The following is a 24,564-nucleotide window of genomic DNA, read 5'->3' on the forward strand; positions in this document are numbered from 1 at the left end:
ATGAGCCTTCGCACCGCCTCGCGCCTCCTGCTGAACGTCGCGCCCTGGGCCTGTCTGATCGCCATGCCCCTGGCGGTCGCGCAACCGGCGCCCAGCCCGGCCGAGCAGGCCCGCCAGATCTACCAGAGCGACCTGGCCACCTGCAACAGCGGCCAGCTGCCGGCACCGCTGCGCGAGGCCTGCGTGCGTGAGGCCGGCGCCCGCTTCGACCGCGCGCGCGGCGGCGTGCCGGGCGATACGACGGTGGAGACGCCGGACGGCCGCGCCACGGTGGTGGTGCCGCAGGGCGCGCCCACGCCACCGACCTCGTCGGACGTCAGCCCGACGCCGGACGGGCGGGCCAACGTGGTGCCGGCGCGTTGAGCGGGCCGCTCAGCGCGCGCCGAACGTAGCGCCTTCGAACAGGTCCTTGAACTCCCGCGGCTGGGAGCGCCAGTACTGCGGCGGCACGCGGACCTGCGCGCCCAGCTTCGCGGCCGCATGCCAGGGCCAGCGCGGGTCGTAGAGCATGGCGCGGGCCAGCGACACGGCATCGGCCTCGCCCCCGGCGATGATGGCCTCGGCCTGCTCGGGCTCGGTGATCAGGCCCACGGCGATGGTCGGCAGGCCCACCTCGGCCTTCACGCGCTGCGCATAGGGCACCTGGTAGAGCGGGCCGAGCTGGATCGCCTGCAACGGTGACACGCCACCCGTGGTCACGTGGATGGCCGCGCAACCGCGGGCCTTGAGCGCGTGCGACAACGCCAGCGTGCCTTCGATGTCCCAGCCGCCGGGCACCCAGTCGGTGGCCGAGATGCGCATCCAGACCGGCCTGTCGGCCGGGAACACCGCGCGCACCGCATCGAACACTTCGATCGGAAAGCGCATGCGGTTCTCCAGGCTGCCGCCGTATTCATCGGTGCGCTGGTTGGCCAGAGGCGACAGGAACTGGTGCAGCAGGTAGCCGTGGGCGCCGTGCAGCTCGATGCCGTCCAGCCCCAGCCGCGCGGCGCGGCGGGCGGCGGCAGCGAACGCGTCGCGCACACGGCGCAGGCCGGCTGCGTCCAGCGCCAGGGGCGGCTGCTCGCCCGGCGCATGCGGCACGGGCGAGGCCGACCACGACGGCCAGCCCCCCGGCTCGCCGACGGGCACTTGCTTGCCGCCCTCCCAGGGCGCGCGGCTGGAGGCCTTGCGCCCGGCATGGCCGAGCTGGATCGCAAGCTTGATCGGCGAGTGGGCACGCGCCGCGTCCAGCACGCGCGCCAGGCCGGCCTCGTTGGCGTCCGAATACAGGCCCAGGTCGGCAGCCGTGATGCGGCCCTCGGCCTCGACCGCGGTCGCCTCGATGATGAGCATGCCGGCGCCGGAGATGGCCAGCTGACCCAGGTGGATCATGTGCCAGTCGCCGGGCGTGCCCTCGCTGGCCGAGTACTGGCACATGGGCGCGACGGTGATGCGGTTGGCCAGCGTGAGCGGGCCGATCTGCAGGGGTTGGAACAGGTGGCTCATGGAATGGCGGCAGGTTGTGGCTTGCACGGGGTGTGCACGGGGTTGGGAGCGGCGGGGCGCGCCGTCGAACATAGCGGAAGCGGGCCAGGTCTGCTGGGCCGGCATCGATGTCCTGGGCGTCGGGCCACCCAGGGCGCGCCTGGTGGCGGCGCTACCGGTGGATGCAGGCTGGCCGGCGCAGCAGCCGCACGCGCTCAGAACACGCCCAGCGCCAACCCCGCCGCAAGCGCCGCACCCAGCTCCTCGGCCTTGTGCAGATCGGCCGCGCCGATCTGCTTGGGCGCCAGGATCTGCTCGGGCGTCTGCGCGTGCGTGCAGACGATCAGCGCGGGCGCCACGGGCTTGAGGCGCCAACCGGTGGCGATGCGCTCGACCTGCCGCGCGGCGTTGCTGCCGTCGCTGCCGGCACAGACCAGGGTGGCGTAGGGCCGGCCCTGGATGCGGTCCAGCGCCGGGTAGTAGCAGCGGTCGAAGAAGTCCTTCATGAGGCCGGCGATGGCGGCCAGGTTCTCCGGCGTGGCGAACACATAGCCGTCGGCGGCCAGCAGGTCGTCGGGGCCGGCGTCGCGCGCCTTGAGCAGGCGGGCCGTGACGCCTGGCTCCGTGCCGGCGCCGCGCAGCGCGGCCTGGGCCAGTTGGGTCGTGCCGCCGGTCATGCTGTGGTGGACGATGAGCAGGGTCTTCATGGCACGGGCGACCTTAGCATGGGCATAACTTGCGCAGATCACTGGGCTCTATACGGCCCGTTGTTGCACAGATGGACCACTACATTGCAAGGCCCGCCGCGAGTCGGCCTGACCTTGGAAATCCCTGATGCGCACTGCCATGTTCCTCACCGCCGGCTTCCTGCTGCTGGCCGCCTTCTTCATTTTGGGCCGGCTGTTTGCCGAGAACTTCCCCAACGCGATGGGCTGGGTGACGGGCGGCTTCGTGGTGCTGTGGTGCGTGGCGACCTTCTTCAACATGTGGGTCGGCGTGACGCATGCGGGCTATTCGTGGGGCGAGGAGCTGCCGATCTTCCTGATGCTGTTCGGCATCCCGTCGGCGGTGGCCATCGGGCTCAAGTGGAAGCTGTTCTGATCGCTGCGTAGCCGGCGGCCTGGCGCAGGTCGTCCAGCCAGGCGTCGAAGGCGGCTTGTGGGTCGCCGACCTCCATGCGCAGCAATGCGGCCGGGTGCAGCGTGACCAGCACGGGCAGGCCATCGGCGCGCTGCAGCCACTGGCCCCGGGCGCTGCTCACAGGCACCGCGTAGCCCATGAGCGCGCGGGCCGCGGTGGCGCCCAGGGCAATGGCGGCCTGGGGCTTCACGAGGCCGATCTCGCGCTCCAGCCACTGGCTGCAGGCCATGGCTTCCTTCTGCCCCGGCGTCTTGTGCAGGCGCCGCTTGCCGCGCAGCTCGAACTTGAAGTGCTTCACGGCATTCGTCAGGTACAGCAGCTCGCGCTGCCAGCCCAGCCGATCGAACGCCTGCTGCAGCAGCTTGCCGGCCGGCCCGACGAACGGGCGGCCGCGCAGGTCCTCCTGGTCGCCTGGCTGCTCGCCCACCAGCATCAAGGCCGCGCCGGCCGCGCCTTCGCCGTGCACGGCCTGGGTCGCGTGCTGGCCGATGGGGCAGTCGCGGCAGTGCGAGGTGGCCAGGCGCAGGGCGTCCAGCGTGCCGGGCAGGGCCGTATCGGCCGGGCGTTGGTCCAGGCGCAGCGCGATGGAGCTGGCAGGCCGGCGCCGCTGCGGCTCGGTGGCGCCTTCTTCCACCATCTGGCCGCTGCGCTGCGCGGCGGCGTGCATGAGCGGCTGGATCAGCGTGGCCTCGGGCAGGTTCTTCCAGTAGCGGCGCGGCATCTCCTTGCGCATCATGTCCGGCTTCAAGCGCGCCGGGTTGAAGATGTGGGCGTAGTAGGTGAGCCAGAGCTGTTCGCCGGCATCGGCGGGCGGGGCGTCTTCGCGGCGCGCGCCGGGGCCGAAGTCCAGCGTCTCGCCGTCCCAGCGCACGCTGCGCTCGGGCGTGAGGATGGCCCAGCGCATCTGCGCGAAGCGTCGTGCAAAGAAGGGCGCTGTGGCGCGCACGATGTGGTGGTCGGGCTCGAACCAGGCCACGTGCTCGGTGGGCTCGCCTGCCTGCGCCGCGAGCGGGCGAAAGCGCACGAAGGCCGTCATCTTGTGCATGTCGCGCCGTACCGAACGCGACAGGCGCTCGGCATGCAGCATGTCCGCATCCAGCGGGTCGTCGCGCAGGCCGGGCTCGGCGAGCAGACGCCAGACCAGGCGGTAGAGCAGCTCGAAGCGGCCGGGCTCGGAGTGCAGGGCGGCATGCTCCAGCCATTGCACGGCCTGGGCGGGCAGGCGGAAAGCGGGCGCGCGGGCGGCCTGGGTGACGGGCGCGGGTTCCGAGAACAGGTCGCCGTGCGCGGCGGTGGCCACCTGCCACTGCACGTCCTGCGGCGCCATCTGCTGCGCAACGAGGCGGCGCACGGCGGCCTTGAAGCCCGCCAGGTCGTCGTCCGACGCCAGGCTGACGGTGACCGCTTGCTCAAGCAGGCGCATGGTCGAACAGCGAGGCCTGCTGCGGCCGGGGCTTGAGCCGCGCGGCCAGCTGCGCGCTGTCCAGCCCCTTGCCGGCCCCGACGCCAGGCACGCTCACGAAGGGCAGCACGGTGCGCAGCGGCACCGACAGGCGCCCCAGGTCGTCCACGCGCAGCACGCGCTGGCGCCGCGCCATCAGCAGCTTGTCGACCGACTTCACGCCCAGGCCCGGCACGCGCAGCAGCATCTCGCGCGGCGCGCGGTTCAGGTCCACGGGAAAGCGCTCGCGGTGCGCCAGCGCCCAGGCCAGCTTGGGGTCCATCTCCAGCGACAGCATGCCATCCTCGCCGCCCACGATCTCGTCATGGCCGAAGCCGTAGAAACGCATGAGCCAGTCGGCCTGGTACAGCCGGTGTTCGCGCACCAGCGGCGGCGCGGTGGGCGGCAGCGCGCGCGAGGCGTCGGGGATGGGGCTGAAGGCCGAGTAATAGACGCGGCGCAGCTTGTAGGCGCCGTAAAGGTTCGCGCTCGTGGTGAGGATGCTGCGGTCGCTGGCGGCATCGGCGCCCACGATCATCTGTGTGCTTTGGCCGGCGGGGGCGAACTTGGGGGCGGCGGCGCGGCGCGGGGGCGCCGAGGGCAGGGCGGTGGGCCGTGCGGCCTGGGCCTCGCCCTTGGCGTCGTCGATGTGCACGCGCAGGTTGGCCATCGAGCGGCGGATGGCCTGGCCGTCCTTCTCGGGCGCCAGCGCGGCCAGGCCGTCGGTGGTGGGCAGCTCGATGTTGATGCTCAGGCGGTCGGCGTAGCGGCCCGCGCGGGCCAGCAGTTCGGCATTCGCTTCGGGAATGGTCTTCAGATGGATGTAGCCGCGGAAGTCGTGGTCCTCGCGCAGGCTGCGCGCCACCTCGACCACCATCTCCATTGTGTGGTCCGGGCTCTGGATGATGCCGCTGCTGAGGAACAGGCCTTCGATGCAGTTGCGGCGGTAGAAGTCCAGCGTGAGCTGCACGACCTCGTCCGTCGTGAAGCGCGCGCGCTGCACGTTGCTGCTGACGCGGTTCACGCAGTACAGGCAGTCGTACAGGCAGTAATTGGTGAGCAGGACCTTCAGGAGCGAGATGCAGCGGCCGTCGGGCGCATAGCTGTGGCAGATGCCGGCGCCCTCGGTCGAGCCGATGCCACGCCCGCCCACCGAGTCGCGCTTGGTCGTGCCGCTGGACGCGCAGGAGGCGTCGTACTTGGCGGCATCGGCCAGGATGGCGAGCTTGCGGTTGATGTCCATGCAGGCATGCTACTGGATACGAATACAGTTGTCTGTCAGACGGTTATTCGTCGTTTCTTCGGCGCAGATGGCACCTGCGGCGGCTGCGCCATCACCTGCTCGTACAGCGTTTGCGCCGCCAGCGACAGGCTGCGCTCGCGCCGGCGGATGAGGTAGATGCTGCGCTTGAGCCCCGGCCAGGGCAGCGGCCGCGTCACCAGCCCAGGCTGCGCGAAATGGAACAGCGTGAGCGCCGGCATCAGGCTCACGCCCAGGCCGGCGCGCACCATGCCCATGGCGGTGGCGAGCTGGTCCACCTCCATCAGCGTCTGCATCTGCAGCGGGTGCAGCGCGGCGTCCAGGTACTGGCGCACGCTGGAGCTGCGGGCCATGTGCACAAAGGGGTAGGCCGCCACGTCGCGCGGGCGCACCTCGGGCAGTGCGGCCAGCGGGTGGCCGGCGGGGCAGACCAGGTGGAAGTCGTCGCTGCAAAAGGGCTCGGCGCGCAGCTCCTGCGTGTCGGCGCGTATGGCGGCCAGCGCAAAGTCGGCCTGGCCGCTGCGCACGCGCTCTACGCAGGGCTCGGACAGCACGTCGGCCACTTCGATCTCCACGCCCGGGTGCTGCTCTTTGTAGCCGCGCAGGATGCCGGGCAGCCAGCCCGCCGCCAGCGAAGGCAGCAGCGCAATCGACACCCGGCCGCGCCGGCGCGCCAGCTGGTCCGACACGCCGGACAGCGCGGCGTCGAACTCGGCCAGCACACGCCGCGCCGACACCTCGAACTCGATGCCCTCGGCCGTGGGCTCCACATGCCGCGTGCTGCGGTCGAACAGGCGCAGGCCCAGCGTGGCTTCGAGCTGCCCGATCAGCGCGCTGAAGGCGGGTTGCGACAGGTGGCACAGCGCGGCGGCGCGCGTGAAGCTGCGCTGCTCGGCCAGCGCCACGAAGGCCTGCAACTGGCGCGTGGAGATGTTGGGTTTCATCTGTGATCCAAATCAGTTGATCCGAATTTTCGAATTCACAGATTAACCCAGGCCTCCTACATTGCGGCCAAACGAGCAAGGAGACATGTGAGCCAAGAACTTTTGCGCATCGGCTGCGCGGCAGGCTTCTCGGGGGACCGCACGGACGCGGCCGGCCCCGTGGTCGACGCGCTGGTCGCGGCCGGCGGCCCGGCCTTTCTGATTTTCGAGACCCTGGCCGAGCGCACGCTGGCGCTGGCCCAGCTCGCGCGCCGCCACGACCCCGACGCGGGCTACGAACCCCTTCTCGCCGACCTGCTGCGCCCCGTGCTCGCCCAATGCCTGGCGCATGGCGTGCGCATCGTCAGCAACTTCGGCGCCGCCAACCCGGTGGGCGCCGCCCGCCGCATCCACGCACTGGCGCACGAACTCGGCCTGCCCGCGCCGCGCATCGCGGTGGTGGAGGGCGACGACGTGAGCGGCCCCGCCCACCGCGCGCTGCTGGAGCAGGCGCTGCCCGGCACGCTGCAACAACTGCAGGTCGTCTCCGCCAACGCCTACCAGGGCGCCGAGGCGATTGCCGACGCGCTGCTGGCCGGCGCCGACATCGTGGTCTGCGGCCGCGTGTCCGACCCGTCACTCGCCGTCGGCCCCGCGCTGGCCCACTTCGGCTGGGCGCGCGACGACTGGACGCGCATCGCCCGCGCCACCATGGCCGGCCACCTGCTCGAGTGCGGCACCCAGGTCTCGGGCGGCTACTACGCCGACCCCGGCTACAAGGACGTGCCCGGCATGGCCAGCCTGGGCTACCCCATCGCCGAGATCGATGCCAACGGCGACTGCACCATCACCAAGCCGGCTGGCACGGGCGGGCGCATCGACGCCCACACGGTGAAGGAACAGCTGCTGTACGAGGTGCACGACCCGGCGGCCTACCTCACGCCCGATGTGGTGGCCGACATCAGCGAGGCCCAGGTAGAGGAAGTCGGCCCCGACCGGGTGCGCCTGTCTGGCGTGCGCGGCCATGCGCGGCCCGCGGGCCTGAAGGTCAACGTGTGCCACGCCACGGGCTGGTTCGCCGAGGGCGAGATCTCGTATGCCGGCGCCCGCGCCGAGGGCCGCGCGCGGCTGGCGGCCCAGGTGCTGCGCGAGCGCCTGGCCGGCCTGGGCCCGCTGCGTGCCGACCTGATCGGCGTGGCCAGCGTGTTCGCCGACGACGGCGGCGAGTGGCTGGCCGACGTGCCCGACGGCGGCGCGCAGGACGTGCGCCTGCGCATCGCCATGAACCATACCGACAAGCAGGCCGCCGAGCGCCTGGGCCGCGAGGTCACCGCGCTCTACACCTGCGGCCCCGCGGGCGGCGGCGGCGTGCGCACCGCGCTGCGCCAGCGCCTGGGCACGGTGTCGTGCAGCCTGCCGCGCGAGCATGTGCCGGCCACCTTCAGCTTCATCCCGTCATGACTTCTGCCATCACCGTCCCCCTGTTCCGCGCCGCGCACGGCCGCACCGGCGACAAGGGCAACCGTTCCAACATCAGCGTGATCGCCTGGCACCCCGAGCTGTGGCCGCTGCTGCTGGCCCAGGTGACCGAAGAGGCCGTGGCCGCGCAGTTCGCGCACCGGCATCCGGCCCGCGTCACACGCCACGTGCTGCCGAACCTGCAGGCCATGAACTTCGTGCTCGACGAGGTGCTGGACGGCGGCGTGAACGACGCGCTGAACCTGGACAGCCACGGCAAGGCCTTGTCGTTCCGCCTGCTCGAACTGCCCATCCAGGTGCCGCGCGACCTGGTGGCCCGCCTGGCCGGCCCGCCGCTCACCGAACAAGAACTTTCCTGATCCTCAACCCTTGGAGACAACACCCATGACGCACCGCCCATCCACCCGCCGCCGCCGGCTGCTCGCCACCAGCCTTGTGCTGGCCACCGGCGCCTTGCTCGCGCAGGGCGCGCTGGCCCAGGCCTTCCCCAGCAAGCCCATCACCTTCGTCGTGCCGTTCGCCGCCGGCAGCGCCACCGACCAGATCGCGCGCGCGCTCGGCCAGTCCATCACCGACCAGACCAGGCAGCCCGTGGTGGTGGACAACAAGGGCGGCGCCAGCGGCCAGATCGCCGCGAGCCAGGTGGCCCGCGCGCCGGCCGACGGCTACACCGTGCTCATCACCACCAACACCACGCACGCGGCCAACGAGCACCTGTACAAGAAGCTCAGCTACGACCCGGTGAAGGACTTCGCGCCCATCACCGGCCTGGGCAAGGGCGGCCAGGTGCTGGTGGTGCGCATGGACACGCCCTACACCAACGTGATGGACCTCGTGGCCGCGGCCAAGAAGACGCCCGGCAAACTCAGCTTCGGCAGCGGCAGCTCGTCCAGCCGCATGGCAGGCGAAATGTTCAAGCAGCTCAGCGGCACCGACATCCTGCACGTGCCCTACAAGAGCAACCCGAACGCGATCACCGACCTGCTGGGCGGCCAGATCGACTTCATGATCACCGACACCTCCACCGGCGTGCCGCAGGTCAAGGGCGGCAAGCTCAAGGCGCTGGGCGTTTCCACCGTGGACCGCAACCCTCTGCTGCCCGAAGTGCCCACGATTGCCGAGGCCGGCGTGAAGGGCTACGACATGGGCTACTGGTTCGCCGCCTACGCGCCGGCCGGCACGCCGCCGGCCGTGGTCGCCAAGCTGCAGGAACTGCTGGCCGCCGGCACCAAGAGCGCGGCGGCCAAGAGCTTCTACGACGGCAGCGGCTCGGTGGCCTGGACGACGACACCGGACGGGCTGGCCAAGTTCCAGGCGGCCGAGACGGCCAAGTGGGGCAAGGTCATCAAGGCCGCGGGCATCGAGGCGGAGTGACCTGAACTCCCTCTCCCCTGGGAGAGGGCAGGGGTGAGGGCTCCTAACTCCCTCTCCCTCTGGGAGAGGGCAGGGGTGAGGGCCAGCGGCGTCAAAGCCCGCGCCCAGCTTGAGCCGGCCCCTCACCCCAACCCTCTCCCCAAAGGGGCGAGGGGGCAAGACAGCCTTGACGACAACGAGGAGACAAACATGCACCCGATTTCCCCCCGCACCCTGGCGGGCTGCGCAGCCCTGGCCCTGCTCGCCGCCTGTGGCGGCTCCGATGCCGGCGACGACCCCGGCACCCCCATCGCCACGCCCAGGAGCTGCGAGACCAGCGCGCTGGCCACCGTGCAGCTCAGCGGCGCCAGCGTGACCGGCGCCACGCCCGTGGCCGCCGGCAGCTTCACGCCCCCCGGCAGCAGCACGGCGATCGCCAACCTGCCCGCGTTCTGCCGCATCACGGGCGAGGCCACGCCCAGCAGCGATTCGCTCGTGAAGTTCGAGGTCTGGGTGCCCGAGGGCACGGCCTGGAACGGCAAGATGGTCGTCACCGGCAACGGCGGCTACAGCCCCGCGCTCAGCACCAACGACATGGCCTACGCCATGCGCCAGGGCTACGCCGTGGTGGGCGGCGACACCGGCCACCAGTCCACCGACCCGAACGAGATGTTCTGGGGCGTGGGCCACCCCGAGAAGATCCGCGACTGGGGCACGCGCTCCATCCATGCCATCACCGCGCCGTCGCGCACGCTGATCGCCGGCCTCGCGGCCAAGGAACCCACGCGCGCCTACTACTACGGCTGCTCCACCGGCGGCCACCAGGGCTATGCCGAGATGCAGCGCTACCCTGACGACTTCGACGGCGTGATCGCGGGCGCCCCGGGCAACAACCGTACGCGGCTGAACGTGGAGTTCCTGCACCGCTACCTGTCCAACCGCGCGGCCAACACCAGCGGCCCCGTGATCCTCACCGCGGCCAAGGCCACGCTGATCACGCAGCGCGCGATTGCCGCCTGTGACGCGCTGGACGGCGTGACTGACGGCGTCATGGAGAACCCGCTCGCCTGCACGGCCGACAGGTTCGACGTCGCCAGCCTGCAATGCACGGGTGCCGACGCGGCCGACTGCCTAACGGCCGAGCAGGTGGCCGTGGCGCAGAAGATCTACGCCGGCCCGAAGAACGCACGCACCGGCCAACAGATCTACCCCGGCCTGCCGGTCGGCAGCGAATCGGGCTGGGCCGGCTACTGGGGCGGCGCCGAACCGGTGCGCGCCGACTACTGGCGGCTGTGGGTGTTCGACAACCCGCAGTGGAACTGGTGGACCTTCGACTACGACCGCGACCTGGCCTATGCCGACGCCAAGGTCGGCCCGCTGGTCGACCAGACCAGCGCCGACCTGTCGGCCTTCAAGGCATCCGGCGGCAAGGCCATCGTGTTCCAGGGCTGGCAGGACGCCGTGGTCAACCCGGTCGACACCATCGCCTACGCCGAGCGCGTGAAGGCCGCGCAGGGCACGCAGGCCGAGATGGAGAAGTTCTACCGCCTGTTCCTGGTGCCCGGCATGGGCCACTGCGGCGGCGGCGCGGGCGCCACCACCTTCGGCAACAGCGGCGGCCAGGCGCCCAACCCCACGGCCGCCAACGACCTGCTGATGGCGCTGGACCGCTGGGTGGAGCAGGGCACGGCGCCCGACAGCATCGTGGCCGCCCGCGTGACCGGCGGCGCCGTGGTGCGCACAAGGCCACTGTGCAGCTACCCCAAGACCGCCGTCTACCAGGGCAGCGGCAGCACCGACGACGCGGCCAGCTTCCGCTGCCAATGATTTGTTGAAAACGAGGAGACCGACGATGCACACGATCTGGAAGACGACAGCGCTGCTCGCAGCCTGCACCCTGGCCGCCTGTGGCGGCAGCGACAACGACAACGAGCCCGCGCCCCCGCCGGCCGCGACGCCGCAGCTCAAGCTCAGCGTCACCGCCACCGAAGACTTCCCCGGCACCTACGGCACCGTGGGCGCCTACGAGAAGCTCACCGGCAGCATCAGCGGCGAGGTCGACCCCAAGGACCCGAAGAACGCCGTGATCCAGGACCTGGCGCTGGCGCCGGTCAACGCACGCGGCATGGTCGAGTACAGCGCCGAGTTCACGATGCTCAAGCCCAAGGACATGGCCAAGGCCAGCGGCGTACTGCGCTACGACGCGCCCAACCGCGGCAACATCCTCACCATGCTCAACCCCACGGCCACGCCCAGCGACGCCGTGTACCTGGAGCGCGGCTACGTCGTGCTGTACTCGGCCTGGCAGGGCGACGTGCCCAAGAGCAACCCCGCGCGCCTGACGGCCACCGTGCCCGTCGCCAAGAACGCGGACGGCAGCAGCATCACCGGCCCCTACCGCGCCGAGCTCGTGCCCAGTGCCGCCACGCCCGTCATGACGCTGCCCGGCGGTGTGTTCAACGGCACGATGATTCCGTACGCCCCCGCCAGCCTGGACAACACGCTGCCCGGCTACTCGCTCACGCGCCGCGCCAACGAGACCGACCCGCGCCAGCTGATCCCGGCCAGCGACTGGAAGTTCGCCGACTGCAGCGCGACCAACGCCTTCCCCGGCACGCTTGACGCCAGCAAGGTCTGCCTGCGTGGCGGCTTCGATCCCAGGTATCTGTACGAGCTGGTCTACGTCGCCAAGGACCCCAAGGTCATGGGCGTGGGCCTGGCCGCGCTGCGCGACACCGTCAGCTTCTTCCGCAAGGCCACGGCCGATAGCGCGGGCACGGCCAACCCGCTGGCCGGCCGCATCACGCACGCCATCGGCCAGGGCACCTCGCAGTCGGGCAATGCCATGAAGACCTTCCTGCACCTGGGCTTCAACCAGGCGCTGGACGGCGGCAAGGTGTTCGACGGCCTGTACGCCCATGTGGCCGCACGCCAGACGAACATCAACACCCGCTTCGCCGTGCCCGGCGGCGGTGGCGGCCTGCGCACCGACCACACCGCCTTCGGCCAGACCGCGCCGCGCGGCCTGGCGGCCGACTACGTGGACGACGTGAGCGGCCGGCAGGGCGGCGTGATGAAGCGCTGCGCGGCCACGAACACCTGCCCCAAGTTCTTCCTCGGCCTGTCGGGCACGGAGTTCTGGCAGCTGCAGGGCTCGCCGGTGCTGACCGACGCCTTCGGCCTGCGCGACATCGCCCAGCCCGACAACGCGCGCCTGTATTACTACGCCAGCACCCAGCACGGCGGCAACGGCGGCACGGCCAGCATCAGCTACGCACCGACGCGCAACGTCTACCCGGCCGGCACGGTGGTGCACTTCACCGACACCTTCCGCGCGCTGTTCGTGGCGTTGGAAGACTGGGTGGTGCGCGGCACCGAGCCGCCGCCGAGCCAGGTGCCCAAGCTGGCCGACGGCACCTTGGCGCGGCCGGACCAGCTGGTGTTCCCGACCATGCAGGGCGTGACCTGGCCCGTGGCCGGCACGCCGACCGCGGTGCCTGCGTTCAACTACCTGGCCCGCTATAACGGCTTCCCGCTGTTCGACTTCGGCCCGCAGTACATCCCGCAGGACGAGTCCGGCATCGCCACGCTGCTGCCGCCGTACTACACGGGCCGTGACTACGCGATCCTGGTGCCGCAAGTCGATGCGACGACGGGGCTGACCAAGGCGGGCATCAAGAGCGTGGAGGCGCGGGCGCCGCTGGGCACGAGCATCGAGTTCAACTATGTGGCCACGCCGGGGATCGTGGACCTGTCGAACCTGACGGGCGCGTTCATCCCGTTCCACACCACGGAGGCCGCGCGGCTCGCAGCCGGCGACACGCGGCCCTCGCTGGAGTCGCTCTACGGCAACCAGGCGGGCTACGTGGCGGCGGTGACGACGGCGGCGAACCAGCTGGTGGCCGAGCGCCTGCTGCTGCAGCGCGATGCGGACCTGCGCATCCAGCAGGCGGTGGCCAGCCCCGTGCTGCCCTGACCGGCGCGCCGGCTCACAGCTTGATGCCGGCGCTCTTCACCGTGGCGCCCAGCACGTCCACCTGGTCTTTGACGAAGCCATTGAACTCGGCCACCGTCTCGGCCTTGGCCACGATGCCCAGTTCGGTCAGCTTCTTCTGGATGTCGGGCATGGCCAGCACCTCGTTGCAGGCCGCGTGCAGCTTCGCCACGATGTCGGCCGGCAGCCTGGCCGGCGCCGAGAGCCCGAAGAAGTTCTCCAGCACCAGCTTGGGCTGCTTGAGCTCCACCACGGTCGGCACGTCCGGCATCAGCGGCGAGCGCTGGTGGCCGGTCACGGCCAGTGGCACCAGCTGGCCGCTCTTGAAGAAAGGCACGTAAGACGTGATCACGTCGATCGCCACCGGAATGGTGTTGGCGATCAGGTCGGTGGTCATGGGCGCACCGCCGCGGTAGGGCACATGCACCATGTTGAGCCCTGCCGTGCGCTTGAGCAGCTCGCCGTGGATGTGGCCGATGGAGCCCGGGCCGCCGGTGCCGTAATCGATGCGCCCGTCCTTGCGCGCCATCGCTTCGAACTCGGCATAGCTCTTGATGCCCGACGGCTTGCTGGCCATGATGACCAGCGGCGCGGCGCCCAGGTAGGCGATGTGCGTGAAGCCGGCCAGCGGGTCGTAGGGCTGTTTGTCCAGCGTGAACGGCCCCAACGCGATCGGCGTGGTGTTCGACAGCATCAGCGTGTAGCCGTCCGGCGCTGCGGCCGCCACCTGCGCCCCGCCGATGGTGCCGCCCGCGCCGGGCTTGTTGTCCACTACCACGGGCTGGCCCAGCTTCTTGGCCAGCTGCTCGGCCATGATGCGCGCCAGCACGTCGCTGGAGCCGCCCGGAGGAAACGTCACGACGATCTTGACGGCCTTGTCGGGCCACTGGGCCCAGGCCGGAAGGGCTGCACCGGCGACGCCGGCGGCCAGCAGTTGCAGCGCGCCGCGCCGCGTGGAATGGAAGTTGCGCATGGCATCTCTCGGGTGGTGGAGTGCCCAGGCTTAGCAGGAAGCAGGCCACGGCCCAGGCACGCTTTGCGTGCGTGGACGCCGCCATCGCGGCTGTGGCGTGGCGCCACCCGGCCTCAGAGCGCGTCCCAGTACGGCGGGCTGCCAATCGTCTTCAACATGAAGTCCAGCACCGTCCGCACCTTCAGCGACCGCAGCCGGTTCTCCGGTGAGACCAGGTGGATCTCGGCGGGCTGCACATCCACCGTGCCCATCCACTGCGGCAGCAGCCGGACCAGCTTCCTGCCGCGGAAACTCTCGCGCTCGAAGATCCACGTCGGGAACAGCACGATGCCGCGGCCCGCCAGCGCAGCGGCCACCAGGACCTCGGCGTTGTTGCTGCGCAGCGGCCCTTCTGCACGCACGATCAGCGGCGCATCGTCCTTGGTGCGCCGAAAGAACCACCGCTGCGCACCCGACTGGCCCTTGTAGACCAGGCAACTGTGCCGTTCCAGATCCTGCGGCGTCGCAGGCGTGCCGTGCTGGCGCAGATAGGCCGGGCTGGCGCACAGCACGGTGTTCTGATCGCCGACCTTTCTGGCAATCAGGCCCGAGTCCGGCAGGGTGCCGATGCGCACCGTGATGTCCACACCCTCCTGCACCGGATCGATGAACGCATCTGTCAGCGTCAGCTCGGCCGTGAGCTCCGGGTACGCAGCCTGCAGCTTGTGGATGATCTGCGCCACGTGCAGCCGGCCCAGCGCCACCGGGGCGTTGATGCGGATCAGGCCCCGGACCGCCGAGTCCTTGCCGGCCGCCTGCTCGGTGGCCAGGTCCAGCGCGTCCAGCGCCTCCCTGACCTGCGCCACGTAGCGCGCGCCGGTCTCGGTGAGGCGTACCGAGCGCGTGTTGCGGTACAGCAGCTGCTGGCCCAACTCGCGCTCCAGCGCCGAGATGAAGCGAGAGACCGACGAGGCCGGCACCTGGAAGTGCCGGGCCGTGGCGGCGAAGCTGCCGGTCGCGGCCACCATGGCGAAGTACCTCAGGGCGTTCAGTTGCATGTGGGTCTCGTGTGGGGGGCAGGCCGGTGGCACGTTTCACGGCTGCATTGATGTTATTTGAACAATTGAAATTTGCGATCCGGGGTGATTGAAGGCAAAGCAGCATCAATCTAGGATCCGTGGCCCGGCTTCCCGCAAGCCATTGCCCTTTTGGCCGCGCCACGGACACCCTTCAGATGAACCCGCTCCTTCACCACTGCCTGCATCACCGCCACCTTGCGACCACGCGCCTTTCCGGGCGGGCCTGAGCGGTGGCTGAATCCGCCGGGCTGGCATTGCCCGCAGGCGCATCCACTGCGCCTGCCGTTTCCCCCGCCACCGCTGCATCAGGCGGCCAAGCCTCCATCGTGGTTCTGGCCATTGCCGCCTTCGTCATCGTCACCACGGAATTCCTGATGGTGGGCCTGCTGCCCGCACTGGCCCGCGACCTGTCGGTCTCGGTGTCCGCGGCGGGGCAGGTGGTCACGCTGTTCGCGGTGGTAGTGATGCTGTTCGGGCCGGTGCTCACCGCCTGGCTCGCGCACCGCGAGCGCAAGCGGCTGTTCCTCGGCGTGCTGCTGCTGTTCGCAGCCTCCAATGCCCTGGCCGCGATGGCGCCCAACCTGTGGACGCTGGCCATCGCGCGCGTCGTGCCGGCATTGGCGCTGCCGGTGTTCTGGGGAACGGCCAGCGAGACGGCTGCGCAACTGGCGGGCCCCGAGCGCGCCGGCCGCGCCGTCGCGCTGGTCTACCTCGGCATCTCGGGCGCCATGCTGTTCGGCATTCCGCTGGGCACCGTGGCCGGCGACGCGATCGGCTGGCGCGGCGCCTTCTGGGTGCTGGCCGCGCTCTCTCTGCTGGTGGCGGTGCTGCTGCAGGTCGTCATGCCGCAGATGGCGACAGGCCAGCGCGTGCGCCTGGCCGAGCAGGCGCGCATCCTCAAGGACCGCTTCTTCGTCGGCAACGTGCTGCTGTCGGTGGCCGTGTTCACGGCCATGTTCACGGGCTACACCTACCTGGCCGAGGTGCTGGAAAGCGTGGCGCTGGTGCCCTCGGCCCTGGTCGGCTGGTGGCTCATGGGCTTCGGCGCCGTGGGCCTGGCCGGCAACTGGCTGGGCGGGCGCTGGGTGGACCGCAGGCCCTTGCTGACCACGGCCGTCTTCAGCGCGCTGCTGGCCATCGGCATGGCGGCCAGCATGGCGCTGGCATCGCACCACACGGGCCTGGTCATCGCCCTGGCCGTCTGGGGCATTGCCAACACGGCCCTGTATCCCGTCTGCCAGATCCGCGTGATGAAGGCGGCGCCGCAGGCGCAGGCGCTGGCGGGGACGATCAATGTGTCGGCGGCCAATGGCGGGATCGCGCTGGGCGCCGTGATGGGCGGGGCGAGCATCCCGCTGTGGGGCGTGGCGAGCGTGGGGTGGGTGGGGGCGGCGGTGGCCTTGGGGGCGGCGGTGCTGGTGGTGCCGTTGGTGGGGCGGCTCAGGGGGCAGTGAAGAGCGGCCGAGCGGTGTGACCTCGGCGATTAAGCGTTTTCGTGCTTGGCGGCTGCTGGAGCACCAGCTTATGGGGCGACTTCACATATCGGCTACCGACGTCTGGGCAATAGGCAAGACCTGACCCCAAGCCCGTTGAACGTTTCCGAGCCACAGCCGGGCCAAGCGGCGTGGCTCAACGCCGGATTTCTCTCCCACGCTACTCAGATCGAAGCCGTTATCACTGCGATAGCTTCGGAAATCTGACGAACTTGAAGTAAACGAACAGTACCGAGTCCTGGTCCACCGATTTCGCTTGTGCATCGGCTCGGGGCTCGGTGAAAAGCGTGGCCTCGGAGACGAAGCGGTTTGAGCGTTTGGTGGGTGCTGGCGTAGCGCCTTATGGGGCGCCTGTAGCTCAACTGTCGATGGCTGGGCAACAGACGAGACCTGCCCCAACACTGCATCGGGAACGAAGTTGTTCAGCTCTTCTCTAAGAGCCTAAGCGCTTCCCGAGAAAGGCGCCGACAAACGCCAAAAATAGAGCGACTGCAAAATACAATGGTTCTTCTGCCAGCTTGAAGAAAAACAGCGCCGCTGCAAAGTGGGCGACAAATCCCGCTGCCTCATCGACAAACATTGCAGAAAATCCGGCATAGCCGCGCATATTCCTATCGCCGGTAAATTTTGCAATACCGGCTCCTACTAGAATTATTAAAAAGCAGCCAATACCAACAAAAATCGCAGGCGTCATGTCGGCGCCACTTTTGAATATCGCCGCAATTGTTCCTTGCAGTTTCCCACCCGCGAGAGCGTCTATGTGCGCCGCTGTTTTGAGTCCACCCCAAAGTAGAAATGGTGTCATAAGTCTTAAAATTGCGTGGATCAGTGCTGTTTGATTATTTGTCATAGTGTGCTGTTGCGATTTTAGTGTGTGCTCTAAGCTAATCTCTTGTTACGCGAAATAGATCACAGAGAAATTGATGAAGATTTTATCTCGCGATGCGGGCGGAGTTTTTCTTCATGTGGGGATGTATTCTATTCTTGACTAACTGTCTGGTTCGCTCCTGAGCTGCTGGCGCTGAAGCTCATCGAATGAAGTCGGTAAATTTCATTTTTCCGATTTTGATCTTTAAATTGTAAGTTGCGCAACAGATTTATTTTCCTTGTAAAGTGGCGGTAGGGCCAGGTTTTGACTGTTTTAAATATCGCCGCCGTTGGTGAAGCTAACCCTGAAATCCGTCGCAACAAGTAGCCCCTGAAGCTGGGCGCACTTGTCTTGCACGATTGGATGCTAGATTAAGCACCGGTTTCTTCGTGATTCGGCAAGCAGAGCCGCTTTTTGGGTGAGAACAACTAGTTAATGTCCAAGCCTCTGAGCAAGGTGGATGACGCAGCAGGGCTGCATTTTTTTGATAGTGGTGGATCACCATCGAAATGTCGGCCGGATTTTTCTGAATTGAGGGGTTGAAGCAGACTAATGAGCCTTGCCAATTTCAGCTGCGATAGGTACTTGCCGATGGTTTTATAGTGACGCCTTGATATCCACAGTTTTCCATAAATATCTTAGTACTTAAAAGAGTGACGGCACGATTTGCGTTTGGTCCAATTCTGATTTCGACGATGGGCAACTTTTCTTTGCCTTCCTCGGTTGCATTGTTCGAACGTCTCAGATCCGCGGTGTTGACATATGGAATTATTGAGTTTCCTCCTACGCGATGCTTTATACCTTCAAAGTGGTGGAGATGGCTTGCGACAGCAACCAGTCGAATTTCCTGCTCTGCCGAAAACTCCTCTCCTTTGAATATTATGAATTCCCCTGCTAGCGCGTTTGCAAGGGCTTCGGCCCAATCGTCCTCATCGATCTGATATTTAAAAAATATATCTTTACGAAATTCAATTGAAAATTTTGCTATGACTCGAAGTAATTTGAGTTTTTTGACTGAGTCGTTGTAGATAACTTTCTGTGGAGCCATGATCGGCATAGCAGTAAAAGTCTTTCGTCCAATTCCTTCTAGATTGAAAACAATTGCTGCAGCATCGGGGCCATTTCCATACCCTCTCCATTGTTCGAGACTATCTGGCAGATCGGTAAAGGAGCAGACAAAATATGTTTCTTTAGCTGGCTTTTTTAACTTTTCAATTACCGAGCGAAGTACATTTTCGAAATTTTTATAGCGCGGCCGAGATTTAATATTCAATAGTAGATCAATAGCCAATTTGCTGCCGTTTAAGTACTCGTCTGAATCGTTAAGAAATCTCGAGTCAGAAAGCCAGAAGCCACCTGACTCAACTATTCCAGCTAGGCCTTTCAAGTTGGTGTAGTGCACTAGTTGAGAGCCCCTGTATTCAAAGCTATCCCAATCGCCTCCTTTAAAACGATAAGATGCGTCAAACTGTGCACGAATAAATCCAAACTGGCAATCTTTTATATCGAACGGTTTGCTCATCTTTTTAAATTATTTAAGTGGCGGTGGTGTGAACGCTCGTGTGAATCGGGGTCAGGTCTTGCCTTTTGCCTTCTCTTGAGTGGCTGTAGTCGGCCATTCAGCACCCCGACCGTTGAAATTGCTGTCGATCAAACAGCAACCGCTCTTCCGCGCGGCTGCGGTCTACTTTCGAAACCTGCCCTTGCTCCCGTTCCAGCAAAGGCAAGCTGGCATCCAGCCTTTCACAGGCAACCCGTGCGTTCGGATCAAGCCTCGCCCTGCGGTGTCGCAGCGCTCGTTGCGCCGCACTTTCTCCGAACACCGGCCGCAGTGCATCGGCCATCAATTCGTTATTGCGTTCCTTCCGCACATCGGCCCCCGTCCGGTCTTTGCCCGACGACTTGCTCAATCCGCGCGTCGGCTCCACGTCCACGCGCCGAGCGCCCAGGCAGGGCGCATTCGAGTAGCTGACCTCGCCGTTGACTTCGCACCGATACACGTCGCGGCTCGGCGCGGGTAGACGCTGGCCCAGCGCCAACTGGCAGGTGGCGGCCAGTGTGGTAAGCAGCAGTGGCCGGCACAGCATGTTCAGCAGCGGACGAGCAGTCACGGTGCGGCGATCTCCCGTGTGCCACGGCAGCCCTGGGAGTAGCCGGAGCATCCCCAGAACGTCTTGCCGGCCGCTGAGCCCTTGCGCGCCGTACGCCGCACCATGGGGCGGTCGCAACGCGGGCAAGCTGGTGCCGCGTCAGTGCCTGCGGATGTGCCACGCGCCGTGTGTTGCCTTGCGTCAGTCGCAGGGCGCGGGGTGCCAGTCTCAGCGCGGGGCGCAGCACTGGCGCCCGGCCTGCCAGCCCCAGCCGTCCTCGCAGCCCGCAGCAAGGCAGCCAGCGCCGGCCCATCGACCAGCTCGACATTGCGCCCCGCCGCAAAAGCCTCGGCCTCCTTGGTGAACCGCCCGGACGTCACCACGAAGCCGCCCGTCGCCGCTCCGGCCGCCATCACGCCATACAGCTCCCGCACCGTGGTCACGCCCACCTTGAACGCCTTCCACTGCTTGCACTGCACGAAGAACTTCTCGCTGCCTTTGGTCAGCACCAGGTCCACGCCGCCATCTGCGCCGCCACCGCCCGTCTCGCGCACCCCGTAGCCGCGGCGCTTGAAGCCTTCACCGACCAGCATCTCGAACTCCTGCCACGACATGCCCTGCAGTGCGTCCGCGCCGGTGGCTTGCGACGCTTGGTCGAACAGCGCCCGGCGCTTGCGTCGGCGCAAGAAGGACGCGAGGGCGCCCATGAGGCAGATGAAGGGAATGAGGTACTGGCCGCCGTTGGCGAAGCCCTGCCACAGCATCGAGGGCAAGGCCTCGCTGATTTGTCTGCCGGTTTGCACCACAGGCAGTGGCCGCGTTGCCACGCCGTGGAGCAGCCAGTAGGAGAGTCCCGCCAGACCCACGCCGGCCCACCAGGGCAGCAACGCAACGAGGTCCATCAGATCGTCTGCGGTACTGGATTTACGCCGCCGCCCCATGTGCCGTCCCCCTGTGCGGAATGCCGATTTAGATACGTTGTGCAACGATCTTAAGGGCGATTCGGGCGTGGTCTGGACTGGTCGGAACGAATTTCCACTGTTTGGTGGATGCTAGTTTTGACAGGGGCGTCAGTGTTGGGGCCAACCTTCACCCCGACCCTCTCCCGCGCGCGGCAGAGGGAGCAGGCGCGTAGCCGCTGTAGCGCCGTGCGAGACGGCCCTGCTGTGGCTGCGGTAAGCAGAGGCATGCCCGCATGAACGCGGCCCGCGAGCAGGTGGCGCTTGGCGTCCTTGCGGCGCGACTGCGCCGCCGCCCTCAGTCCAGCATCGGCACCAGCCCGGGATCGCCCTTGGCCATCGCACGCCGATACGCCGGCCGCTCGCCAATCCGCTGCAGGTAGGCGCGGATGTGCGGATGCGGCCCCAGATCAAACGGCTGGAACGCCCGCATCGTCGTGAGCGAGAACACGCTCATGATGTCCGCCGCCGTGAATTCCTCACCTGCCAGATAAGGCACCTCGCCCAGCCGCGCCTCCAGCAGCGCCAGCACCTTGTCGAGCCTTCCCTGCACGGCCACCAGCACCGGATGCTCCGCCGCCACCTTCGTGCGCGTGACCATCATGAGCCGCCCCACCACCGGCTGCAGGTTGCCATTGGCAAAGTGAAACCAATACAGGTAGGCCGCGTAATCCGGGTGGTCGGCCTCCAGCTTCAGCCGCCCGCCGCCGTGCTTCACGATGATGTATTCCACGATCGCGGCCGACTCGGCCAGCAGCAGGTCGCCGTCTTCCATCAGCGGTGCCGCGCCCAGCGGGTGCAGCGCCGTGAGCGACGGCGGCGAGAGCCGGGTCACAGGGTCGCGCGTGTGGTGCACCAGTTGGTAGGGCAGCGCCAGTTCCTCGCAGAGCCAGACGACGCGTTCGGATTGGGAAACCCCGAGATGGTGGATCTTGAGCATGTGGTGTCGACCGAAGTGCCTGGCTCAGGCCAGCGCTGCGTCCGTCGCCACCGGCGCCGCCTGCGCCCGTTGCGCGCGGATCGTCTCGTGGATGAATTGGAGCTTGCCCACCGCGCGGTACGGCAGGATGAACGGGTAGCAGTCGGGCTGGCCCATGCTGCGCGTGAGCTCGTTCATCACCTGCGTGAGCTCGACCCACGAGTTAAGCAGGCCCAGGAAATCCTGCGCGCCCGGGTGCTGTGGATCCCACAGGTGGCGCGCCTCGAAGGGGTCGGACTCGGACTCGGCATGCAGCGCGTCGATGTCGAAGCTGGCCGCCGCGTCCAGGGTGTCGGTCATGTGCAGGTAGTGCGCCCAGGTCTCGGCCCAGTCCTCCCAGGGGTGGGCCGAGGCATAGCTCGTGAGGTAGGTCAGCGCCCAGCAGGGCGCAGGCCCGTCGCGGTAGTGGCGCTGCAAGGCCTTGCCGTAGTCCTGGCGTTCGTCGCCGAACAGGGCGCGGAATTGCGCCAGCCGCGCCGGGTCGTCGCGCACCAGGCGGTCCCAGTAGTAGTGGCCGATCTCGTGGCGAAAGTGCCCCAGCAGCGTGCGGTAGGGCTCGCGCATCGCGGTGCGGATGGCTTCGCGGCGGGCGTCGTCGGCTTCGGCCGCGTTCACGGTGATCACCCCGTTGGCATGGCCGGTCAGCACGCATTCGCCGGGCTGCGTGGCCTCCAGCAGGTCGAAGGCGATGCCGTCGTCGCCCTCGCCGCGCGGCTCCACGGGCAGGCCCAGCGTGAGCAGCTGCGCCACCAGGCGCCGCTTGGCGGTCTCCAGCTGGAGCCAGCGGTGCTGGCCCGCCGGCCCGCTCACGTCGAACATGCCGCGCGTGAGCTGGCAGGCCAGGCACAGGGGCGGGTCGGCGCGGTCCGGGTCGAGCGCGTCGGCGCTCGCCCGCACCATCCAGTTGCACGCCGAGGCGCTCAAGCGGTTCGCGCAGCAGCGGTAGGCCGTGCCCGATGCGTCACCGGCGATGCGCCAGAGGTCGGGCGCCGTTTCGGGCACGAGCGCGACCACGGTCAGGCGCTCGGTAATGAAGCCGAGCTGGCTGCCGCAGATGACGCACTGCGTGTTGCGGAAGAAGACGGGGCGGCCGCATTGGCACTTGTAGGTCCTGCTCACTGCAGGTGTGATGCGCTGGGGCACGGCGTTGGTTCCAGGTTCGGGACAGTCACTCGCAGCGGGCTGCAACGAAGCCCTGCAATGCTGGCGGCCCGTCCCGCGTGGCGCACTGCGACGCTGGCGCCGTCGCGCTGTCGGACGGCACGCCGTCCCTTGCACGCGCCGTAGGCGATGGCCCACGGCTGAACGGGTCGCCGCCCGGCGCGGCGGCGCCGAGGCCAGTCCTAACATTTGTCCATCGCAACCCCGCCGCCGCACAGGTGGCACAACCCAAGAGGAAATGACCATGAACTCGGATCAAGTCAAGGGCGCCCTGAAGGATGCAGCCGGCAAGGTGCAAGAGAAGGTCGGCGAAGTCACCGGCAGCCGCGAGCAAGAAGCCAAGGGCATCGCCAAGCAGGTCGAAGGCAAGACCCAGAAGCAGGTTGGCGATGGCAAAGAAGCCGTCAAGGACATGGTCGACAAGGCATAAGCCTCGCACACCAGTAAAAAGCGGCCTCGGCCGCTTTTTTGTTGTCTGGCTTTTGAGCCGATGGCGCGACCCGGTCAGCGCGCCGGCATCGCCGCACGGTGCCGGTGCCGCGGCTCCTCGATGCTCAGCACCATCGCCAGCGCGGCCGTCTTGAATGCCAGCGCCATCCAGAAGATGTGGGCATAGCCCAGCTGCGTGGCGATGATGCCGCCCACCAGCGGGCCGATAGCCATCATCAGATGCGAGGCCGTGTCGGAGACGGCGATGAGCATGGGCAGCTCGTGCGCCTTGCCGAACTCCAGCACGAAGTTCTGCGCCGCCACCTGGTAGCCGCCGAAGCCCGCCCCCAGCCCGCAGAAGGCCAGCAGGAACAGCGGCAACGAAGACCCCAGCACCAGCAGCAGCGTGGCCGCGCACCACATGCACACGCTCAGGATGAACACCAGCCGGTAGCCATGCCGGTCGGCGATGCGGCCCCAGGCCAGGTTGCTGATGGTCTGCGACAGCAAAAAGGCCAGCGAGAAATAACCCAGCGTGGCGCCCGACAGGCTCACGAACTGGCCCACGTGCAGGATGTAGAACGGCACGGCGGAGGTGCCGAGCGCGGCCAGCGCACGCGCAAAGAAGAAGCGCCGGTAGTGCGGGTCGGCGCGCAAGAGGCTGGGCACGTCGGCCAGCCGCTGCATGAAGCGTGACGGCGATGCGCGCACCGAGAGCGACTTGGGCTCGCGCACGAAGGTCAGTGCGCTGATGCCGATGCTAGTCAGGATGAAGGCCAGCATGAAGGTGGACGCGTAGCCGTTGCCGAAGGCATTCATGCCGACCAGGTACTCGCCGCCCAGGTAGGCCACGCCGGAGGCCGTCAGCCCGCCCAGGAAATTGCGCAACCCGGTCAGCTTGCCGCGCTTGGTGACCGGGATCACCTTGGACATCAGCACGTTGAAGGTCACGCCCTGCACACCGCCGAAGAAGCCGAACAGCGCCAGGAACACGCAGGCCGCGCCCAACGCCCAGGACCCGGTGAGGACGAATGCGCTCAGCGACAGGCCCAGGATCTGCAGCCGCATCATCCAGCCGACCGAGTACACGACCTTCATGACCTGGTCGCGGTGCTCGATCAGCGTGGCGCCCCAGATGGAGGACAGCGCCATGCCCAGGAACTGCGCGCCCAGCGCCAGGCCCACGGCCAGCTTGGAGCCCGAGAGCATGTAGATGTAGGCCGGAACGAAGGTCGGCGCACTCATGAGCCTGAACCCCGTCAGGCCCAGCATGCCGTGCGCCAGGTTGGCCATGAAGTTGCGCGGCAGGTCGCGCATGACCTGCGCGTTGTACTGGGCCTCGTCGCTGGCAGAGCTGTCCAGCGTGGCGGTCACATGGGGGTCACGTTGGGAAATCATGGTCTCGGTATGTTTTTGTGGCAGCGACGCCGCCTGCGGTTTGAAAAGTCATTCATAAACAACGACTTGGATCGCCCAACCGCCGGATTCCCGATGCC

Annotated in this window: 23 protein-coding genes; 9 read left to right on the forward strand and 14 right to left on the reverse strand. The window is 67.6% G+C overall.

What is annotated here, in order from left to right:
* The gene (locus ASF43_RS02585) at window positions 1-363 is read left to right on the forward strand and encodes a hypothetical protein (RefSeq protein ID WP_056176193.1); all 363 of its coding nucleotides are present in this window, start codon (window positions 1-3) and stop codon (window positions 361-363) included.
* Between the two features lie 9 nt (window positions 364-372).
* Here ASF43_RS02585 and ASF43_RS02590 read toward each other — a convergent pair whose 3' ends face one another.
* On the reverse strand, window positions 373-1,488 hold the full coding sequence (locus tag ASF43_RS02590; RefSeq protein ID WP_056176195.1) for an NADH:flavin oxidoreductase/NADH oxidase: 1,116 nt from the start codon (window positions 1,486-1,488) through the stop codon (window positions 373-375).
* 194 nt (window positions 1,489-1,682) lie between these two features.
* A complete protein-coding gene (locus ASF43_RS02595) occupies window positions 1,683-2,174 on the reverse strand; it encodes a flavodoxin family protein (RefSeq protein WP_056176198.1) in 492 nt (163 codons plus the stop codon).
* 127 nt (window positions 2,175-2,301) lie between these two features.
* On the opposite strand from ASF43_RS02595, the gene ASF43_RS02600 reads away from it, so the two are divergent.
* Window positions 2,302-2,568, forward strand: a complete 267-nt coding sequence (locus ASF43_RS02600) for a hypothetical protein (RefSeq protein ID WP_056176201.1) — start codon at window positions 2,302-2,304, stop codon at window positions 2,566-2,568.
* On the opposite strand, the gene ASF43_RS02605 is transcribed toward ASF43_RS02600, so the two are convergent.
* The 3 genes from ASF43_RS02605 to ASF43_RS02615 are packed head-to-tail and all read right to left on the reverse strand — an operon-like array spanning window position 2,549 to window position 6,253.
* Entirely contained in the window at window positions 2,549-4,030 is a 1,482-nt protein-coding gene (locus ASF43_RS02605) for a UdgX family uracil-DNA binding protein (protein ID WP_056176204.1), read from the reverse strand. The genes ASF43_RS02600 and ASF43_RS02605 overlap by 20 nt on opposite strands.
* Window positions 4,017-5,291, reverse strand: coding sequence for a putative DNA modification/repair radical SAM protein (locus ASF43_RS02610; RefSeq protein WP_056176207.1), 1,275 nt, complete (start codon window positions 5,289-5,291; stop codon window positions 4,017-4,019). The genes ASF43_RS02605 and ASF43_RS02610 overlap by 14 nt, the downstream gene beginning before the upstream one ends.
* Window positions 5,292-5,326: 35 nt before the next feature.
* Window positions 5,327-6,253 (reverse strand): LysR family transcriptional regulator, encoded by a 927-nt coding sequence (locus tag ASF43_RS02615; protein ID WP_056176211.1) that lies wholly within the window; start codon window positions 6,251-6,253, stop codon window positions 5,327-5,329.
* Window positions 6,254-6,340: 87 nt separating this feature from the next.
* Between ASF43_RS02615 and ASF43_RS02620 the strand changes: the two genes are divergently transcribed.
* The 5 genes from ASF43_RS02620 to ASF43_RS02640 all read left to right on the forward strand — a co-directional run bounded on the left by ASF43_RS02620 (window position 6,341) and on the right by ASF43_RS02640 (window position 13,040).
* Entirely contained in the window at window positions 6,341-7,693 is a 1,353-nt protein-coding gene (locus ASF43_RS02620) for an acyclic terpene utilization AtuA family protein (RefSeq protein ID WP_056176214.1), read from the forward strand.
* Window positions 7,690-8,070 carry a hypothetical protein gene (locus ASF43_RS02625; protein WP_056176215.1) on the forward strand — a complete coding sequence of 127 codons (381 nt, stop codon included), beginning with the start codon at window positions 7,690-7,692 and terminating at the stop codon, window positions 8,068-8,070. The genes ASF43_RS02620 and ASF43_RS02625 overlap by 4 nt, the downstream gene beginning before the upstream one ends.
* Window positions 8,071-8,095: 25 nt before the next feature.
* Window positions 8,096-9,085, forward strand: coding sequence for a tripartite tricarboxylate transporter substrate binding protein (locus ASF43_RS02630; RefSeq protein WP_056176218.1), 990 nt, complete (start codon window positions 8,096-8,098; stop codon window positions 9,083-9,085).
* Window positions 9,086-9,274: 189 nt separating this feature from the next.
* Complete coding sequence (locus ASF43_RS02635; protein ID WP_056176221.1) at window positions 9,275-10,891, forward strand: tannase/feruloyl esterase family alpha/beta hydrolase; 1,617 nt, start codon at window positions 9,275-9,277, stop codon at window positions 10,889-10,891.
* A gap of 25 nt (window positions 10,892-10,916) precedes the next feature.
* The gene (locus ASF43_RS02640) at window positions 10,917-13,040 is read left to right on the forward strand and encodes an alpha/beta hydrolase domain-containing protein (RefSeq protein WP_056176226.1); all 2,124 of its coding nucleotides are present in this window, start codon (window positions 10,917-10,919) and stop codon (window positions 13,038-13,040) included.
* A 13-nt stretch (window positions 13,041-13,053) separates the two neighbouring features.
* On the opposite strand, the gene ASF43_RS02645 is transcribed toward ASF43_RS02640, so the two are convergent.
* The gene (locus ASF43_RS02645; protein ID WP_056176229.1) at window positions 13,054-14,031 is read right to left on the reverse strand and encodes a tripartite tricarboxylate transporter substrate binding protein; all 978 of its coding nucleotides are present in this window, start codon (window positions 14,029-14,031) and stop codon (window positions 13,054-13,056) included.
* Window positions 14,032-14,144: 113 nt separating this feature from the next.
* Window positions 14,145-15,068 (reverse strand): LysR family transcriptional regulator, encoded by a 924-nt coding sequence (locus tag ASF43_RS02650; protein ID WP_056176233.1) that lies wholly within the window; start codon window positions 15,066-15,068, stop codon window positions 14,145-14,147.
* Between the two features lie 344 nt (window positions 15,069-15,412).
* Between ASF43_RS02650 and ASF43_RS02655 the strand changes: the two genes are divergently transcribed.
* The gene (locus ASF43_RS02655; RefSeq protein ID WP_056178049.1) at window positions 15,413-16,543 is read left to right on the forward strand and encodes an MFS transporter; all 1,131 of its coding nucleotides are present in this window, start codon (window positions 15,413-15,415) and stop codon (window positions 16,541-16,543) included.
* 472 nt (window positions 16,544-17,015) lie between these two features.
* Here the strand turns inward: ASF43_RS02655 and ASF43_RS30335 are convergent, their stop codons facing one another.
* From ASF43_RS30335 to ASF43_RS02670, 6 genes are all read right to left on the reverse strand, one after another.
* Window positions 17,016-17,432, reverse strand: a complete 417-nt coding sequence (locus ASF43_RS30335) for a hypothetical protein (protein WP_156373102.1) — start codon at window positions 17,430-17,432, stop codon at window positions 17,016-17,018.
* 586 nt (window positions 17,433-18,018) lie between these two features.
* Window positions 18,019-18,972, reverse strand: coding sequence for a DUF2971 domain-containing protein (locus ASF43_RS29605; RefSeq protein WP_082497552.1), 954 nt, complete (start codon window positions 18,970-18,972; stop codon window positions 18,019-18,021).
* A 97-nt stretch (window positions 18,973-19,069) separates the two neighbouring features.
* On the reverse strand, window positions 19,070-19,561 hold the full coding sequence (locus ASF43_RS30340; RefSeq protein WP_156373103.1) for a hypothetical protein: 492 nt from the start codon (window positions 19,559-19,561) through the stop codon (window positions 19,070-19,072).
* Entirely contained in the window at window positions 19,558-20,481 is a 924-nt protein-coding gene (locus tag ASF43_RS02660; RefSeq protein WP_056176236.1) for a restriction endonuclease, read from the reverse strand. The genes ASF43_RS30340 and ASF43_RS02660 overlap by 4 nt, the downstream gene beginning before the upstream one ends.
* Window positions 20,482-20,797: 316 nt before the next feature.
* The gene (locus ASF43_RS02665) at window positions 20,798-21,439 is read right to left on the reverse strand and encodes a glutathione S-transferase family protein (RefSeq protein ID WP_056176239.1); all 642 of its coding nucleotides are present in this window, start codon (window positions 21,437-21,439) and stop codon (window positions 20,798-20,800) included.
* A gap of 24 nt (window positions 21,440-21,463) precedes the next feature.
* Window positions 21,464-22,621 carry a putative zinc-binding metallopeptidase gene (locus tag ASF43_RS02670; protein ID WP_235578107.1) on the reverse strand — a complete coding sequence of 386 codons (1,158 nt, stop codon included), beginning with the start codon at window positions 22,619-22,621 and terminating at the stop codon, window positions 21,464-21,466.
* A 262-nt stretch (window positions 22,622-22,883) separates the two neighbouring features.
* Here ASF43_RS02670 and ASF43_RS02675 point away from each other — a divergent pair, with 262 nt between their 5' ends.
* A complete protein-coding gene (locus ASF43_RS02675) occupies window positions 22,884-23,069 on the forward strand; it encodes a CsbD family protein (protein ID WP_056178050.1) in 186 nt (61 codons plus the stop codon).
* 74 nt (window positions 23,070-23,143) lie between these two features.
* Here ASF43_RS02675 and ASF43_RS02680 read toward each other — a convergent pair whose 3' ends face one another.
* A complete protein-coding gene (locus ASF43_RS02680; RefSeq protein ID WP_056176245.1) occupies window positions 23,144-24,466 on the reverse strand; it encodes an MFS transporter in 1,323 nt (440 codons plus the stop codon).
* Window positions 24,467-24,564 lie beyond the last annotated feature (98 nt).

This window comes from Pseudorhodoferax sp. Leaf267, assembly GCF_001422405.1.
Taxonomy (GTDB): domain Bacteria; phylum Pseudomonadota; class Gammaproteobacteria; order Burkholderiales; family Burkholderiaceae_C; genus Pseudorhodoferax.

Bases quoted from the DNA above. Each gene is read 5' to 3' on its own strand.
- ASF43_RS02585 (WP_056176193.1), top strand. From the start codon at position 1: ATGAGCCTTCGCACCGCCTCGCGCCTCCTGCTGAACGTCGCGCCCTGG.
- ASF43_RS02590 (WP_056176195.1), bottom strand. From the start codon at position 1,488: ATGAGCCACCTGTTCCAACCCCTGCAGATCGGCCCGCTCACGCTGGCC.
- ASF43_RS02595 (WP_056176198.1), bottom strand. From the start codon at position 2,174: ATGAAGACCCTGCTCATCGTCCACCACAGCATGACCGGCGGCACGACC.
- ASF43_RS02600 (WP_056176201.1), top strand. From the start codon at position 2,302: ATGCGCACTGCCATGTTCCTCACCGCCGGCTTCCTGCTGCTGGCCGCC.
- ASF43_RS02605 (WP_056176204.1), bottom strand. From the start codon at position 4,030: ATGCGCCTGCTTGAGCAAGCGGTCACCGTCAGCCTGGCGTCGGACGAC.
- ASF43_RS02610 (WP_056176207.1), bottom strand. From the start codon at position 5,291: ATGGACATCAACCGCAAGCTCGCCATCCTGGCCGATGCCGCCAAGTAC.
- ASF43_RS02615 (WP_056176211.1), bottom strand. From the start codon at position 6,253: ATGAAACCCAACATCTCCACGCGCCAGTTGCAGGCCTTCGTGGCGCTG.
- ASF43_RS02625 (WP_056176215.1), top strand. From the start codon at position 7,690: ATGACTTCTGCCATCACCGTCCCCCTGTTCCGCGCCGCGCACGGCCGC.
- ASF43_RS02630 (WP_056176218.1), top strand. From the start codon at position 8,096: ATGACGCACCGCCCATCCACCCGCCGCCGCCGGCTGCTCGCCACCAGC.
- ASF43_RS02635 (WP_056176221.1), top strand. From the start codon at position 9,275: ATGCACCCGATTTCCCCCCGCACCCTGGCGGGCTGCGCAGCCCTGGCC.
- ASF43_RS02640 (WP_056176226.1), top strand. From the start codon at position 10,917: ATGCACACGATCTGGAAGACGACAGCGCTGCTCGCAGCCTGCACCCTG.
- ASF43_RS02645 (WP_056176229.1), bottom strand. From the start codon at position 14,031: ATGCGCAACTTCCATTCCACGCGGCGCGGCGCGCTGCAACTGCTGGCC.
- ASF43_RS02650 (WP_056176233.1), bottom strand. From the start codon at position 15,068: ATGCAACTGAACGCCCTGAGGTACTTCGCCATGGTGGCCGCGACCGGC.
- ASF43_RS30335 (WP_156373102.1), bottom strand. From the start codon at position 17,432: ATGACAAATAATCAAACAGCACTGATCCACGCAATTTTAAGACTTATG.
- ASF43_RS29605 (WP_082497552.1), bottom strand. From the start codon at position 18,972: ATGAGCAAACCGTTCGATATAAAAGATTGCCAGTTTGGATTTATTCGT.
- ASF43_RS02660 (WP_056176236.1), bottom strand. From the start codon at position 20,481: ATGGGGCGGCGGCGTAAATCCAGTACCGCAGACGATCTGATGGACCTC.
- ASF43_RS02665 (WP_056176239.1), bottom strand. From the start codon at position 21,439: ATGCTCAAGATCCACCATCTCGGGGTTTCCCAATCCGAACGCGTCGTC.
- ASF43_RS02675 (WP_056178050.1), top strand. From the start codon at position 22,884: ATGAACTCGGATCAAGTCAAGGGCGCCCTGAAGGATGCAGCCGGCAAG.
- ASF43_RS02680 (WP_056176245.1), bottom strand. From the start codon at position 24,466: ATGATTTCCCAACGTGACCCCCATGTGACCGCCACGCTGGACAGCTCT.